10 protein-coding genes and 1 pseudogene are annotated in these 13,752 nt (G+C 65.6%); 4 read left to right on the forward strand and 7 right to left on the reverse strand.

The genetic code is table 11. The features are described 5' to 3' along the window. Positions 1 to 398: 398 nt before the first annotated feature. A complete protein-coding gene (locus RHA1_RS39260; protein WP_011599520.1) occupies positions 399 to 1,811 on the forward strand; it encodes an amino acid permease in 1,413 nt (470 codons plus the stop codon). A 79-nt stretch (positions 1,812 to 1,890) separates the two neighbouring features. On the opposite strand, the gene RHA1_RS39265 is transcribed toward RHA1_RS39260, so the two are convergent. The 5 genes from RHA1_RS39265 to RHA1_RS39285 all read right to left on the reverse strand — a co-directional run bounded on the left by RHA1_RS39265 (position 1,891) and on the right by RHA1_RS39285 (position 7,707). Further along, positions 1,891 to 2,580 carry a GntR family transcriptional regulator gene (locus RHA1_RS39265; protein ID WP_011599521.1) on the reverse strand — a complete coding sequence of 230 codons (690 nt, stop codon included), beginning with the start codon at positions 2,578 to 2,580 and terminating at the stop codon, positions 1,891 to 1,893. Between the two features lie 160 nt (positions 2,581 to 2,740). Next, on the reverse strand, positions 2,741 to 3,079 hold the full coding sequence (locus tag RHA1_RS47560; protein WP_148228478.1) for a hypothetical protein: 339 nt from the start codon (positions 3,077 to 3,079) through the stop codon (positions 2,741 to 2,743). Positions 3,080 to 3,113: 34 nt separating this feature from the next. After that, positions 3,114 to 4,610 (reverse strand): amino acid permease, encoded by a 1,497-nt coding sequence (locus RHA1_RS39275; protein WP_011599523.1) that lies wholly within the window; start codon positions 4,608 to 4,610, stop codon positions 3,114 to 3,116. A 378-nt stretch (positions 4,611 to 4,988) separates the two neighbouring features. Further along, the gene (locus RHA1_RS39280) at positions 4,989 to 6,227 is read right to left on the reverse strand and encodes a metal-dependent hydrolase family protein (RefSeq protein ID WP_011599524.1); all 1,239 of its coding nucleotides are present in this window, start codon (positions 6,225 to 6,227) and stop codon (positions 4,989 to 4,991) included. Between the two features lie 34 nt (positions 6,228 to 6,261). After that, a complete protein-coding gene (locus RHA1_RS39285) occupies positions 6,262 to 7,707 on the reverse strand; it encodes an MFS transporter (protein ID WP_011599525.1) in 1,446 nt (481 codons plus the stop codon). Between the two features lie 268 nt (positions 7,708 to 7,975). Here RHA1_RS39285 and RHA1_RS39290 point away from each other — a divergent pair, with 268 nt between their 5' ends. The 3 genes from RHA1_RS39290 (at position 7,976) to RHA1_RS39300 (ending at position 11,319) form a co-directional block, all read left to right on the forward strand. Next, on the forward strand, positions 7,976 to 8,824 hold the full coding sequence (locus tag RHA1_RS39290) for a MurR/RpiR family transcriptional regulator (protein ID WP_011599526.1): 849 nt from the start codon (positions 7,976 to 7,978) through the stop codon (positions 8,822 to 8,824). 388 nt (positions 8,825 to 9,212) lie between these two features. Then, entirely contained in the window at positions 9,213 to 9,935 is a 723-nt protein-coding gene (locus tag RHA1_RS39295; RefSeq protein WP_011599527.1) for a haloacid dehalogenase type II, read from the forward strand. A 226-nt stretch (positions 9,936 to 10,161) separates the two neighbouring features. Further along, positions 10,162 to 11,319, forward strand: coding sequence for an isocitrate/isopropylmalate dehydrogenase family protein (locus tag RHA1_RS39300; RefSeq protein WP_148228480.1), 1,158 nt, complete (start codon positions 10,162 to 10,164; stop codon positions 11,317 to 11,319). Positions 11,320 to 11,501: 182 nt separating this feature from the next. Here the strand turns inward: RHA1_RS39300 and RHA1_RS39305 are convergent, their stop codons facing one another. Both RHA1_RS39305 and RHA1_RS53795 read right to left on the reverse strand, forming a co-directional pair. Continuing rightward, the gene (locus RHA1_RS39305) at positions 11,502 to 11,759 is read right to left on the reverse strand and encodes a three-helix bundle dimerization domain-containing protein (protein WP_011599529.1); all 258 of its coding nucleotides are present in this window, start codon (positions 11,757 to 11,759) and stop codon (positions 11,502 to 11,504) included. 1,113 nt (positions 11,760 to 12,872) lie between these two features. Continuing rightward, positions 12,873 to 13,741: pseudogene (locus tag RHA1_RS53795) on the reverse strand (double-stranded RNA binding motif domain-containing protein); the annotation flags it as partial. Positions 13,742 to 13,752 lie beyond the last annotated feature (11 nt).

Raw genomic sequence — 13,752 nt, forward strand, 5'->3', positions numbered from 1 at the left:
GAGGAGGCGATCGTGTCGGGTGGGGGTCGGTCTGACGCCGTCGACGGCGCCGAATCGTGGCCCGAGGTTCAATGCCCACATCCTCTCCAGGACCTAGCTATATTGTCAACAATCGGAGAATTGCGGGGAGGAGCATCGCAACGGACGGAGTTCGCGGCGCACCCGGACAGTACGGGGTTGGTGCACTGGATGTATCAGTAGCGTTGCGTTGCAGATGATTCTGTGAAAATGGTGGGCGGGGAAGATGACGCCCGATGACCTTCGTTGCGGGGTTGCCTGCTGCATCGGCTTGCTAGTGTGCCTGATTGTTGACAATATCCAAACATCAGCTTGGAGGTTCGATGGCATTCAGCCGAAATTCAGATATCAATCCACCCGCGGGGGACGGAGCGGCGCCGGTGAGGTCTGCCCGCAATGACGGCGAGAAGAACCCCCAGGGCACCACCGCAGGGCGACCGGGCCATACCCTTCACAAGGGCGGGTTACGGCAGCGGCACCTGACGATGATCGCCCTCGGCGGCATCATCGGAGCCAGCCTGTTCGTCGGCAGCGGGTCGGTCATTCACACCGCCGGACCGGCGGCCGTGCTGTCCTACGCCCTCGGTGGGGTGCTCGTCATCTTCGTCATGCGCATGCTCGGTGAAATGGCCACCGCCAAGCCCACTCTCGGATCGTTCATGGAGTACGCGCGAGAGGCGCTCGGTGAACGTGCCGGCTTCATCGTCGGGTGGTTGTACTGGTATTTCTGGGTCGGTGTGGTCGCCTTCGAAGCCGTCGTCGGCGGCAAACTCCTCGGAGGATGGTTTAACGCACCGGACTGGGTGTTCGCGCTGGTGCTGATGTTCATCTTGACGGCCACCAACTTGCTGTCGGCGCGCTCTTTCGGAGAGACCGAATTCTGGCTCGCGTCGATCAAGGTTGCCACGATCATCGTCTTTCTCTCCGTCGGCGCGCTTTTCGTCCTCGGTCTCTGGCCGGGATCGCAGCTGTCGGTCGCCAACATCGGCCAGCACGGTTTCATCGTCAACGGTGGGTTCTCGATCCTGCAGGGCGTCGTGGTGGTGATCTTCTCCTACTTCGGCGCCGAGATCGTGACGATGGCTGCTGCCGAGTCGGAACAACCCGCCAAGGCGGTGGCCAAGGCCACCAACACCGTGCTGTGGCGGATCCTGCTCTTCTACGTCGGTTCCGTGGCGCTGTTGCTGATGATCACCCCGTGGACCGAGATCCCCAGCAACTCCAGCCCGTTTGCGGCGGCCTTCGACAAGTTCGGCCTTCCCGCGGCCGGGCAGATCATGAATGTTGTCGTGCTCACCGCTGCGTTGTCCGTGCTCAACTCCGGCCTCTACACCGCCTCGCGGATGCTGTTCGCACTCGCCAACCGTGGATGGGCACCGGGCTGGGCCAGGGATTGCAATTCGCGTGGGGTGCCCTGGAAGGCGATTCTGCTGAGCACGATCGTCGGCTATGTGGCGGTCGCGATGAACTACGTCTCACCCGATCAGGTGTTCTCGTTCATCATGAACTCCGCCGGCGCGGTGGCCCTGTTCGTCTATGTCATCATCGCCCTGTCTCAGCTGAGCCTGCGCTCTCGCATGACCGACGACGAGAAAGCGGCACTGGGCCTGAAGATGTGGCTACATCCGTGGCTCGGGATTATCACCGTGGTCGGGATCGTCGTCATCATCTTCTCGATGAGCCTGATCGAGAGCACCCGAACTCAGCTGTGGCTGAGCCTGATCAGCCTCGGGGTGCTCCTGGTGGCCTACTCGATCACCCAGCGCGTGCGCCACCGCCGCGCCCGCAAGTAGCACTTCCCCGGGCGCTTCCGGCCTCCCGTGCCGGTGGACGCGGCACTGCACCCACCGGCACGGGTCAGTCGGCACGGGGTCAGTCGGCCGGGAACATCGCCGACCGGATCTGCAGGGCGGCGGTCTCCATGTGCAGGGTGATCAGGCGGCCGAATGTCGACCCATCGGCGCGCCTGATGGCGTCGGCGAGGGTGTGATGATCGGTGATGCGATCTCGGGTTGCGTATTCGGTGCCTTCGAGGATCGACAGGCACATGCGGGTTTCGACCACCAGGGTCCGGTGCGCTCGCGACAAACGGGGGCTGTGGGCGAGTGCGACGAGCTGTTCATGGAAGTCGATGTCGATCTCGGCGACCTCGGCGTCGTCGTGCCGTGCGACTGCTTCGGACATCCGGTCCACGATGGCGTCCAAAACGTCTGCGGCGGCTGCGCGTGTGGTCGATCGGATGATCTCGAGTCCGGCGGCTCGCTCGATCGCCGCGCGTGTCCGGCAGATGTCCTCGATGTCAGCGGCGCTCAGGGTGGTGACGAAGAGTCCCCGATTGCGGACATTGACGAGAAGTTCTTCTTGGGTGAGGCGTTGGATTGCTTCGCGCAGCGGCCCGCGGCTGACGTCGAATTCGGCGGCCAGGTCTTGCTCGAACAGCTGCTGTCCGGGCCGCAGACGTCCTTCGGCGATCGCCGCGCGGAGACGGTCCGCCAGCATGGCCGGCATCGACTGCTGGGGAGGCGGGGCGGAGACGGAGATCAATGCCGATATGTCACCCATAGTGTCCGCCTTGCTCGCAAATCCCGGTTTCCACAGCGAAAGTAGCAGAGCGGTCCGTGCGGTCGCTGTCCACTACTGTGCCCGCACCCCGGGGTGAGGTGCGGGCACAGTGCAGAGCTGTCACCCGGCCGCGGTGTGCTGACTGGTTCCAGCCGGGGAGTTAGGAGGGACGGTAGATCGCGCGCAGCGTCTCGGCGACGTCGGCTGCGCACTCCCCGGTCTCGAGAGCCTCGAACAGCCGCCGTGCGAACCGTGCCGGTGCCATTCCGAACCGCTCGAAGACCTCGTCGTCCGGTGCCCGGCCGTACGGGGCCCAGCGGCAGGCGAACTGGATCAGCTCGGCACCCAGCCGAGGTGTGGTCTCGGCCGGGCCTTGACGCAGGAGCTGCAATCGTTGGCGGCGCCGGACCCGGTAGGCGTCGAGTTGGGCACGGCTGACGACGTTGTCCGGGTCGCCGGCGCGGTCGCGGTCATGCTGGCGGTGGCTGTCGATGGACATGGCGGAGTGCATCTCGGTTGTCTCGAGGGTCCGGCTAGTGCGGGCCCACGTCCTCGGTCGAGACTGCCGTCTCTCCACGAGCGGTGTTGAGAACGGACTTGCGGCGCCCGTATGCCAGGTACACCACCAGTCCCACCGCGAACCAGCCCACGAACCGCAGCCACGTCTCCGGCTGCAAGAAGGAGATCAACCAGATCGAAAACGCGATGCCCACCAGAGGGATCACGGGCATCGCCGGGCACTTGAAGGGGCGCGGGATGTCGGGGCGACGGTAGCGCAGAACGATCACCGCGGCGCAGACGACGATGAAGGCGAGCAGGATGCCGATGTTGGTCAGTTCGGCGGCTTCCCCGATCGGCATGAAACCGGCGACCAGGGCGGAACCGACACCGACGACCCACGTGATGCGGGTCGGCACACGCCGAACCGGGTGGGTCTTGGAGAACCACTTCGGCAGCAGGCCGTCCCGGCTCATGGAGAACCACACGCGGGTGACGCCGAGCATGAAGGTGAACATGACCGTCAGCACGCCGATGATGCCGCCCACGGCAATCACACTGGCCACTCCGCCGAGCCCGACGGACGCGAAGGCGGTGGAGAATCCACTGGTGGGGTTGATGTCGGTGTAGTGCTGCATGCCGGTCAGGACGAGGCACGCGCCGACGTAGAGCACCATCGAGATGGCCAGGGAGTAGATGATCGCCTTCGGCATGTGCCGCTGCGCGTCCTTGCTCTCCTCGGCGGCGGTCGACATCGCGTCGTAGCCGAAGACCGCGAAGAAGACGGTGGCCGCCCCGGTCATCACGCTGCCCATGCCGGAGGGCGCGAACGGCACGTAGTTGCTGCTGTCGACGAAGAATGCGCCGACGATGATGACGAGGAGGACGACGGCGACCTTCAGGGCCACCACGACCATCTCGAACTTGGCCGCGGCCTTCATGCCGCGGGTGAGCAGGAACGCGATCAGCAGGCACAAGATCATCGCGAACAGGTCGACGCGGTGCCCCTCACCGGTGCCGGGTGCCCCCATCATCCAGGCGGGCATGTCGAGGCCGAATTGTTGGACGAGGAAGTTGAAGTATCCGGAGATGCCGATGGCCACCACGGCGACGATGGCCGTGTACTCGAGCAGCAGATCCCAGCCGATGAACCAGCCCACGATTTCGCCGAGTACGACGTAGCCGTAGGTGTAGGCGGAACCCGCTTTGGGGACCATCCCGGCGAATTCCGCGTAGGAGAAGGCCGCGGCGGCGCTGGCAATGCCGGCGAGGATGAACGAGAGCAGAACTGCCGGGCCGACAGCGGGAATTCCGTTTGCCTCGTCGCCGTGAGCGACGCTGCCCGCCAGGGAGAAGATGCCGGCTCCGATGATGCCGCCGACGCCGATGGCGGTGAGTTGCCACAGTCCCAGAACGCGCTGCAGCCCTCCACCCTCGGAGCTTTCGTCGGTGACCAGGTCGATGGGCTTGCGCCGGAAGACGCTGGTGGATGGTCGCGCGGAAGGGGCGGGACCGGGTTTGGTTGAGGTCATAGGGGGACTTCCTCTAGCAGTGACATGGACCACAGTTAGACGGATAGTCTGCATTACGGTTATACAAAAGGCAACCCGATGGGCCTCATGAGCGCGGCCGGAACTGACGGGACTGCATCCCCGGCGTACGGAGAGCCGGGATTGCCCATGCGGGTGTGGCAGTGCCGGTCAGCGGGTGATCCGGCCTCAGCAGGGCGGTCGTTGAGTCGGGGCACATGACGGTGTCGCCCCGGTCGACCGACCTACCGGCAGGGGCGCGTTGGGGTGCCGGTAGTGCTGGGCGCGGGCGCCGAAGCCGTACAGACGCGACGGAGCGGAACGCCGGTACACGATGCCCCTGTATACCGGCGTCCCGCTCGGTCGCTGCTATCCGGTGGGTCAGAGGGAACGCAGGATCATCGACCCGCCGGCCATCACCATGTGAACGGAGTCGGTGAGAGCGGTGATGTCCTCCAAGGGATTTCCGTCGACTACCAGGAGATCGGCATGGGCGCCCGGTGCCACGATGCCCAGCCGCCCGTCCGCCTGGAGCAGACGCGCGCCCACCACCGTGGCAGAGCGGATCACGTCCACCGGTTCCTGCACCTGAGTGCGGAGGGTGAATTCGTCGAGTTGGCGATCCTGCAGGGAGCCGAGTAGATCGGAGCCGAAGGCGATGTTGATGCCGTTGCGGTGAGCGGTCTCAAGGCCTCGGAAGCTCGCCTCCAGTACCTCGGACACCTTCGCCTGCAGTGCATCCGACAGCCCGGCAGCCGCGCCCTCCTTCGACAGGGCGTGATAGGTGACCAACGTCGGAACGATGAACGCGTCGTGCTCACGGAACAGGGCAGCGGTCGCGTCGTCGATGAAGTTGCCGTGCTCGATCGAGCGAACGCCGTTGGTGACACCGCGGGCAATAGCCTCCGGGGTGTACGCATGACCGGCGGCGTACCGGTTCGCCGCCCGCGCCTCCTCGACGATCGCACGGATCTCCTCGACCGAGAACTGGGTGCTGTCGATCCGGTCGGTCGGTGACGTCGCACCGCCGCTGAGCATGATCTTCAGGTGGGTGGCGCCCTTGCGCAGCTCGTCGCGGGCGGCGCGGCGGCATTCGGAGATCCCGTCGCAGACCCGCCCGAAATCGGGGCAGCAGTAATGGCTGCCCGGGGTGTCGTCGCCCGGGTGGCGGACATCGCCGTGACCGCCGGTCTGCGAGAGCGCCTTGCCGGCGTAGTGCAGCCGCGGCCCTTGGATCAGCCCGGCCCGGATCCCGGCGGCGAGACCGTGGTCGGCGCCGCCGCAGTCGCGGACGGAGGTGAATCCGCGGCGCAGCATCCGGTTCAGCTCGGCGGCGGCGTGCAGGGTGGTGTACGAGGGCGCCATCCGGGGGAGGGCGGACAGGTCCGCGGTGGCCGCGGTGACGTGCACATGCGCATCGATCAGGCCGGGCATGAGGGTGCGGCCGTGCAGGTCGATCGTCTCGGCCCCGCGGTAGCTGACCTCGCTACCGCCGACCTCGGTGATGACACCGTCGGTGACGAGGACCCGGCGGTCCGGGTGGAGGGTTCCCACGTCCGGGTCGAGCACGGACGCGTTGGTGAACAGCCAGGTGCGGTTGGTGTCCGTGGTGGTAGTCATGGGATGAGTCTCGCTTTCGAATATGTTGCGGCAGTTACCGTTCTGCGGTGAGGGCGGGGTCGCGGTCGACCTTCTCGTCGTCGGATAACGAGACCTTGGAGGTCAGGTGGACCGATCCGGAGATGTCCTCGAGGGTGCGTCCCTTGGTGGAGGTGCCGAAGATGGTGATGGCCAGGCCGCCGAACAGCAGCGCTCCCGCGGTCATCAGGAAGACGCCGGTGAATCCGATCATCGGGTAGGTCGCCCCGATGATCAGCGGGGCGCTGATGCCGCCGATACGGCCGAACCCGGAGGCCACGCCCATCCCGCTGGCCCGGATCTCGGTCGGATACACCTCCGGGGTGTAGGCGTAGATCGACGAGTAGACGCCGTTCATGAAGAACGAGAGCAACGCGCCCCACAGCATGACCTGCGCCGAGACACCGGACTGGGACATCATGTAGGCGGCCATCGCGCCGCCGGTCAGATAGATCGCGATCGTCCACTTACGGTCGAGTTTGTCGTTGAGGTACGCGGCGGAGTAGTAGCCGGGGATCTGGGCCAGGTAGATCACGATCGAGTAGCTGAAACTCTTGGTGATCGTCAGGCCGCCGGCGACCAGCAGGGTCGGGATGAAGGTGAAGAACCCGTAGAACGCGAACGTGATGACCAGCCAGAGCATCCACAGCGTCGAGGTGCGGTGCGCGAGTCCGGGGCGCCACAGCGCCTTCAGTCCTTGCAGGGCGGTCAGGCGTTGCGCCACTGGCGCATTGGTTGACGTCGCGGCGACGATGGACGGCGCGACCGGCGGGAGTTCGCGGCCCAGATGCTTGACCGCCCGGCGTTCGATGTCCTCGACGACCAGTCGTGCCTCGTCCACCTTGCCCACCGACAGCAGGTACCGCGGGGACTCGGGGACCGAGCGCCGCCACCACAGCAGCATCACCAGCGGAACGGCGCAGAGCAGGTGCGCGATGCGCCAGCCGTCCTCGCTCATCGGGATGATGAACCGTCCGAGCAACGCTGCCGCGACGTAGCCGAAGGAGAAGAAGCCGGCGAGGGCACCGACAAATCGGCCGCGGAGTCGGCCCGGGGCGAATTCGGAGAGGAAGGCGGGGATGATCGACGATTCCGCGCCGGTGCCGATGCCCGCGATCAGCCGGGCGATGAAGAAGAATTGCCAGGTCGGGGAGAAGGCGGCGAGCAGAGTGGCGAGGCCGTAGATCCCGAGCGCCCACATCATGACTTTCCGTCGTCCGAAGCGGTCGCCGAGCATGCCGGCCGATACCGCGCCGAACAGGTAACCGATCAGGGTCGAGCTGCCGATCAGGCCGGCCTGGAATCCGGTCAGGTGCCATTGCTCCTTGATGGCGGGGAGGACGAACGCCAGGATCGCGACGTCGAGTCCGTCGAATGCGAGTCCTAGACCGCCCATCGCGAGAAGGCGATGATGCGGACGCGAGAATGGAACACGTTCCATCCGGGCAAGCAGGTCTGACATGGCAGTTTCCTCTGCGTGAAAGTCGCTGACCGAAGGCGTCTTCGGTGCGAAAAGTTAGTGGGGGAGGTGATTCGGGACTCGGATGTTGCCGAGACCACAAAAACCTCTCTGCAATGTGTAGTTCACAGAGTAGATCAATGCAATACTCATTGCATAGGGCTTGCGGGAACGGACCACGCCGAGCTCCGGACGCGGAACGATGACCCGGTGTGTCGCGGTCGTGTGGGCGAAGTCGCCCGACGGCGGTGGTCGGTGGGAGGGTAGGGGCATGAGTGAGGTCAGAGAATGGCTGGCGGTCCTGCGCGAGGGGACTCAGACAACGCCGAAGATCGGCGAGGTCCTGGATCTGATCGCAAAGCAGCCCCGGATGGCCTCGTATGCATCGGCATCCGCCGTTGCCGAGACGGCGCGGGTCAACACCGCGACCGTGGTTCGAGCGGCGCAAGCGCTCGGCTTCGAGGGCTGGCTCGCGCTGCGCGCCGAGGTGCGATCGAGATATCTCGCGTCGTTGTCGGCCACCGAGGTCTCCGCCGAGCACGCCGAACGGGGGGTGCATCCGGCGTCTTCCGCCGTCCGGCAGGATGTCGCGAACGTGGGACTGTTCGCCCGCAGCCTCGATCTCGATGTCATCGAACACTTCGCAACCGCTATCTCCCAGGCCAGTCGGACCGCGGTGGTGACCACCGGTAGCTACGCGGCGGTCGCCGCCCCGCTCGCTCACCTCGGTGCGGTGATGGGATACCCGATCGCGATGGAAATTCGCGGCGGCACCCATCTGGCCAACGTCATGAGCTCGATGACGCCCGAAAGCTGCTTTGTGGCGATCAGTTTCTGGCGGCTGCACGCCGAGATCCTCAAGGCGGCGCGCTCGGCCGCGCGGCGCGGTGCGACGGTCTGCGTAATCACCGACAGTGTGTCCACGCCGCTGACCGAGGTCGCCGATCACGTCATCGTGGTGTCCTCGGAAGGCGGTAGCTGGTTCCCGTCCATGACGGCCGGCGTTTGCGCAGTCAACGCTGTATTGACCTCGCTCGAACAGCAGGGCGGCCAAAAGGTTCAGGACGCGATCGCGGACATGGAACACACCTGGGCCGAACTCGAGCTTTACGACATCTAGCTGTACTGACCACCGACGTTGGTGACGGTGTGGCGCCCGCGATGGGCGTCCTCGCGCCCGAGGCACCGGCCGGTTGAATTCGGTCGGAATGAGAACCTCCGGCGAATCGGGGAAAACTCTGGTCAACACCGCATGCTCTGTTGTACTGTATAACAGTAATACCGACAAAGTTGTTGGGATCCCGGTAGGCGCACCATCGACGCAGATCGACGGGCCCACCCCGCCCTCAGCGACGGCCGGCCCGCACGGACTCGGCGCGTCGGTCAACGGCGTGGGCCGATCGGAATATCAACGGCGCTATTCCGATCAGTCCATTCCTCCGCGGCGCGGGCCAACGGCCCGCCCCTTGACCTCGAACACTGCGACACCCATCCCAAGGAGAACTGCCATGAATCTGGCCGACTACGACGCCCTGAGCTTCGACTGCTACGGCACCCTGATCGACTGGGAAGCCGGCATCGCCGCCGTCCTCGCTCCGTGGGCGAAGGAAGTCGGACTGGTGCTGACCGACGAGGAACTGCTCCTCGCCTACGCCGAGAACGAGGCCCAGGCCGAACGCGACACGCCCGATGCGCTCTACTCGGCGATCCTCGCCGACGCCTTCCGCCGCACCGGCGAGAAGCTGGGCAAGGAAGTGACCGACGAATGGGCGGCCAAGCTCGGCGCATCGGTCCCCGACTGGCCGGCCTTCCCCGACTCCACCGAGGCGCTCGCTTCCCTGGCGAAGGACTACAAGCTGATCATCCTGTCCAACGTCCACCGCGAGGGCTTCGCCGGCAGCAACGCCCGTCTGGGAGTCGAGTTCGACAAGATCATCACCGCCCAGGACGTCAAGGCTTACAAGCCTGCACCGAACCACTTCGAGGCCCTCGACGACGCACTCGAGGAACTGGGAGTTCCCCGCGAGCGTCTTCTGCACGTGGCTCAGAGCCTCTTCCACGACCACGTGCCCGCCAAGCGCCACGGACTGCCCTCGGTATGGATCAACCGTCGCCACGACCGTCCGGGCTGGGGCGCCACCCCCGAGCCTTCCGACGAGTACACCTACGATCTCGAATTCCCGACCATGGAAGGGTTCGCCGCCGCCGCACGCGCGGCAAAGGCCGGATAGAACCGGGACGCCGAACACAAGCGAACCTGACCAAGCGAACACGTGCTCCCTCGTCGACCCGAACTCACTCGAGGCCGGGTCGACGAGGGGGCAGTGAAGCTGACGACCCGCGAACGCAACAGGGACCAGTACTGCGTAGTGCCCGGCCTGGCCGATGCTGCCCCGAAATCGTGAATTCGCCACCGAAACAACGACTCTGCCGATAGTCAATTGGAGTGTCCACCAGATGGCACGCAAAACCCCCCAAGCGGATGTCACCCACTGCATCACCGTCATCCCCGGTGACGGCATTGGACGAGAGGTAGTGCCGGCGGCCATCACCGTCCTGGACGCAGTCTCTGCCCAGTACGGATTCGGGCTCTTCTGGGACGAGAAGAACTGGGGAAGCGGCTTCTACAAGAGGTATCGCCGAATGATGCCCATCGACGCCCTCGATCAGATTGCCAGAACAGACGCGGTGCTGCTCGGCGCCGTCGGGGACCCCGATATCAGCGACAGCGAGACCCTATGGGGGATGCTCATCCCGATCCGACGACAGTTCGATCAGTACGTCAACCTTCGCCCGATCCGATCGTTGCCCGGAGCCCGTTCACCGTGGAGCAGCGGCGCCGATATCGACTTCGTCGTCGTCCGGGAGAACGTGGAAGGGGAGTACTCCGAGGTCGGAGGTCGCAGCTACCGCGGAACTGACCACGAATCGGCGTACCAGCAGGCGATTTTCACCCGGCACGGAATCGGCCGTCTAACGCACTATGCATGCCGGCTTGCGAGCCAACGGCGGGGAAGAGTTACCTCGGCCACGAAATCTGATGGGCTCATCCATACGATGACCTTCTGGGACGAGATCGTCCAGGAAGTCGCCGCGCAGCATCCTGAGCTGCAATTGAACAGCGCACATATAGATGCCTTGGCGGCGTCGATCCTGACGGATCCCGAGCAATTCGATGTCATCGTCGCCTCGAATCTTTTTGGCGACATCCTCAGTGGCATCGCGGCAGCAGTCGTCGGATCGGTCGGTGTCTCCCCCAGCGCGAATTTGAACCCAGAACGTCGGTACCCCTCGATGTTCGAACCAGTGCACGGGTCGGCCCCCGATCTGGTCGGAAGGGGAATCGCCAATCCCACCGGTGCGATATGGGCGGGTTCGATGATGCTCGAACACCTGGGTCACCGTCAGGCTGCCGAAGCAGTTGTCGACGCGCTGACAGCTGTGATCGCGGCTGGGACCTGTACACCCGATCTCGGCGGCACCGCGACCACCAGCGACTTCACTGCCGCCGTTGTAGCCGAACTACAAGACGGCCGTCAGAGCCTCATAATCGCGCCCTCGAAGAGGGCTGCCGAGTTTGGGCGGGTATGTCCGAGAAGATTCGCCGATACCTGAGTGGTTTGGGAAAGCATGTCTGGCAGCAGGTTTGTCGCATGACTCTGCTCGCCAAGCCAAGCGCGTAGACCCGTTCGGTTGGGTCAGCGGCCGCGGTTGTGCACGGTCAGCAGATCGACTCGGCAGCCGGAGGCCGACGTCGGGTACGACGTCGGTCCTCGTGATCGGAGGCCGGAAGCAAACTAGAGCAGGTGGTGCTCGACCCGGGCCGCCGCGGGCACGGTGGCGGAGGTTGTCGCCCCAGCCGCCAGGGCCGCGTCGAGAGACCTGATGGCGGCTCGTTCGACCAGCAGGGGGACGAAGTCCCGGATCCGGCATCCGTCGAACTGGTGATAAGCGGTGTCGACCATCTCGCCGACCAGGTGCGGATCGAGGAACTGGTACCGCCGGACCAGCTGTGCGCGCACTGCGTCGAGATGCTGCCGTTCGGTGACGTCCATGCCAAGAATTGTCCTCCCGCACCGCTCCACGTGGAGCACTGTTTTCACGGGTCGACCCGGTGGACTGCGGTCGCCATCGCCGCCGAGCGCCTGATCGGCGGGTTGACGTGTCGACCGGCGGGATGGACGATGTGTCGCTGGACCGCAGCGCCGCAGTCTCGTTCGAGTCCCGCGGCATGAATCCTGTCGCGCCCAGCTGGAGGTCACCGGATGACACCGATCGAGCACGACCCCGACATCGACCAGGCGCAGGTCTTCCTACACCTGCTCAACACCGAGATCGACGTCCTCACCGCGGGTACGGCCGGAGGAGAGCGCCCTGCAGGAGCAACTTTCCGAGGCGCACCACCTGGTCGCCCGGCTCACCGCCCGCTATCCGAAACTTCGGGACGTCGGACGGAACTGACCCGGCGTCATCCGGACGTCACCGCGGCGGGTGTTGGGGGAGAGCGCAACAGTGGTCACTCGCGGGAAGGCTGATCTGTGGCCATTCGGCCGGTCAGTGCCACCATCCGTACCGGTGGCGAGAATGTGAGCCAGTACATCGGCTGGGTCCGGTACCGGCATGTCCCTGCATCCCAGTCCTGCCGATCGGGGCGGTGGAAGTACGGGTCTGCGACCGCGAGGTCGTCCGTCCCGGCCCACACATCCAGATACGACCAGTGCGCCGACGGGTCCGCCGGGTCGGTGAGCGGCCGGGTTTCACGCCGGGCCCGTTCGGCCGGGGGGCGGTGGCAGTCAGGGTCAGGTGTGCCGCGAGACCGGACGGATACGCCACGATCCGCAACAGATCCAGGGTCACTGAATGTCCGCGGCCAAGAGCCGGCGGCGCGCACCTGACCTGCTGATCGGCCCAATGCGACACCGGTTAACCCTTGCGTCATTCGTATGACACTCGGACCGAAGATGTCGGTGAAGTCGAGGCTCCGGTTGAATCGGGTGTGCCGCCCGAAGCGCCTACGGCACGCCGACGGAACGGGGAACGTCAACAATAGTGACGGCCTATAGACGAGAACCGAGCCTGAGGCTAACCGGGAGCGGTTCAGTCCGGTGCCGGCTGCCTCGATTGGTGTGTGCCGCGGTCAACAAAAGGACCGGCGCGGGCCGGCGTGGTTACTGGTGCGCGAGGAGTGCCTCGATGAGCGCGGCCGCGGATGCGGTCTTCGCTGATGTCTTCGAGGGTTGCGGTGGCGGTGTCGGTGTGGCCGGCGAGGTGCACGGTGGCGGTGTACCGGGGTGCGTGCGCGGGACCGTCGGTGCAGAAGTTCCATACGGGTGGGGCGTGGTGGTTGTTGTGGGCGAGGCCGATCAGCCAGGCGGTGGGGTTGGAGAGTGCCTTGGAGTGCTTTGCGCCGTCCAGGTTCAGGGCAGCTGGGGCGGTCGGCCGGTGTGGTCCGCGGAGGAGGTGGCGTCGGAATCCTGCGGTGCCGGTGGGGGAGTCGTGGGGTGCGGGGATGGCTCGGTAGTGGGCCAGTCCGATTCCGTGTCGGGGTGGTCGGTGCCGGTCAGCTGCGCGCGCACTGCCGCCCCGAGGGCGGCCTGTTCGGCCGGTTTCTTCGCGGCCGCGGTGGCCCACGGCCCGCGAATGTTCAGGTGGGTGGCGCGGGCGGCGAACAGTGGGTTGTGGTCGGCGCCGTTGCGCCGGATCTCGAGGTCGGTGGGCGGTTGGTCGGGGTGGGCTTGGCGCCACACCGACGCCACACTGGGCCCCATCTGCGGATGGGTGTCGGCGAGGGTGTCCAGGACGCGGAGTTGGATGGGAAGCCAGCTGGGGTCGGCGGCGTAGATCAGGACCGCGACGTCCGGGGCGGTCATCAGGTCGGCGTCGACGCGGCGCGCGAGCTCGGAGGCGAGTTCGGCCCGAAGGGGTCCAGTGGCTTCGGCTTTGAGGACCTTGTGGAATCTCGACTGTCGAGGGCGGCGAGATCGGCGGTCGCCGCCTGCTCGGCGACGATGCGTTGGTCGGCGTGTTTGAAGCGGCAGTCGGCGCTGA

Source organism: Rhodococcus jostii RHA1 (assembly GCF_000014565.1).
In the GTDB taxonomy this organism is placed as follows: Bacteria; Actinomycetota; Actinomycetes; order Mycobacteriales; family Mycobacteriaceae; genus Rhodococcus_F; species Rhodococcus_F jostii_A.

Bases quoted from the DNA above. Each gene is read 5' to 3' on its own strand.
- RHA1_RS39295 (WP_011599527.1), top strand. From the start codon at position 9,213: ATGAATCTGGCCGACTACGACGCCCTGAGCTTCGACTGCTACGGCACC.
- RHA1_RS39290 (WP_011599526.1), top strand. From the start codon at position 7,976: ATGAGTGAGGTCAGAGAATGGCTGGCGGTCCTGCGCGAGGGGACTCAG.
- RHA1_RS39285 (WP_011599525.1), bottom strand. From the start codon at position 7,707: ATGTCAGACCTGCTTGCCCGGATGGAACGTGTTCCATTCTCGCGTCCG.
- RHA1_RS39305 (WP_011599529.1), bottom strand. From the start codon at position 11,759: ATGGACGTCACCGAACGGCAGCATCTCGACGCAGTGCGCGCACAGCTG.
- RHA1_RS39280 (WP_011599524.1), bottom strand. From the start codon at position 6,227: ATGACTACCACCACGGACACCAACCGCACCTGGCTGTTCACCAACGCG.
- RHA1_RS39300 (WP_148228480.1), top strand. From the start codon at position 10,162: ATGGCACGCAAAACCCCCCAAGCGGATGTCACCCACTGCATCACCGTC.
- RHA1_RS39265 (WP_011599521.1), bottom strand. From the start codon at position 2,580: ATGGGTGACATATCGGCATTGATCTCCGTCTCCGCCCCGCCTCCCCAG.
- RHA1_RS47560 (WP_148228478.1), bottom strand. From the start codon at position 3,079: ATGTCCATCGACAGCCACCGCCAGCATGACCGCGACCGCGCCGGCGAC.
- RHA1_RS39275 (WP_011599523.1), bottom strand. From the start codon at position 4,610: ATGACCTCAACCAAACCCGGTCCCGCCCCTTCCGCGCGACCATCCACC.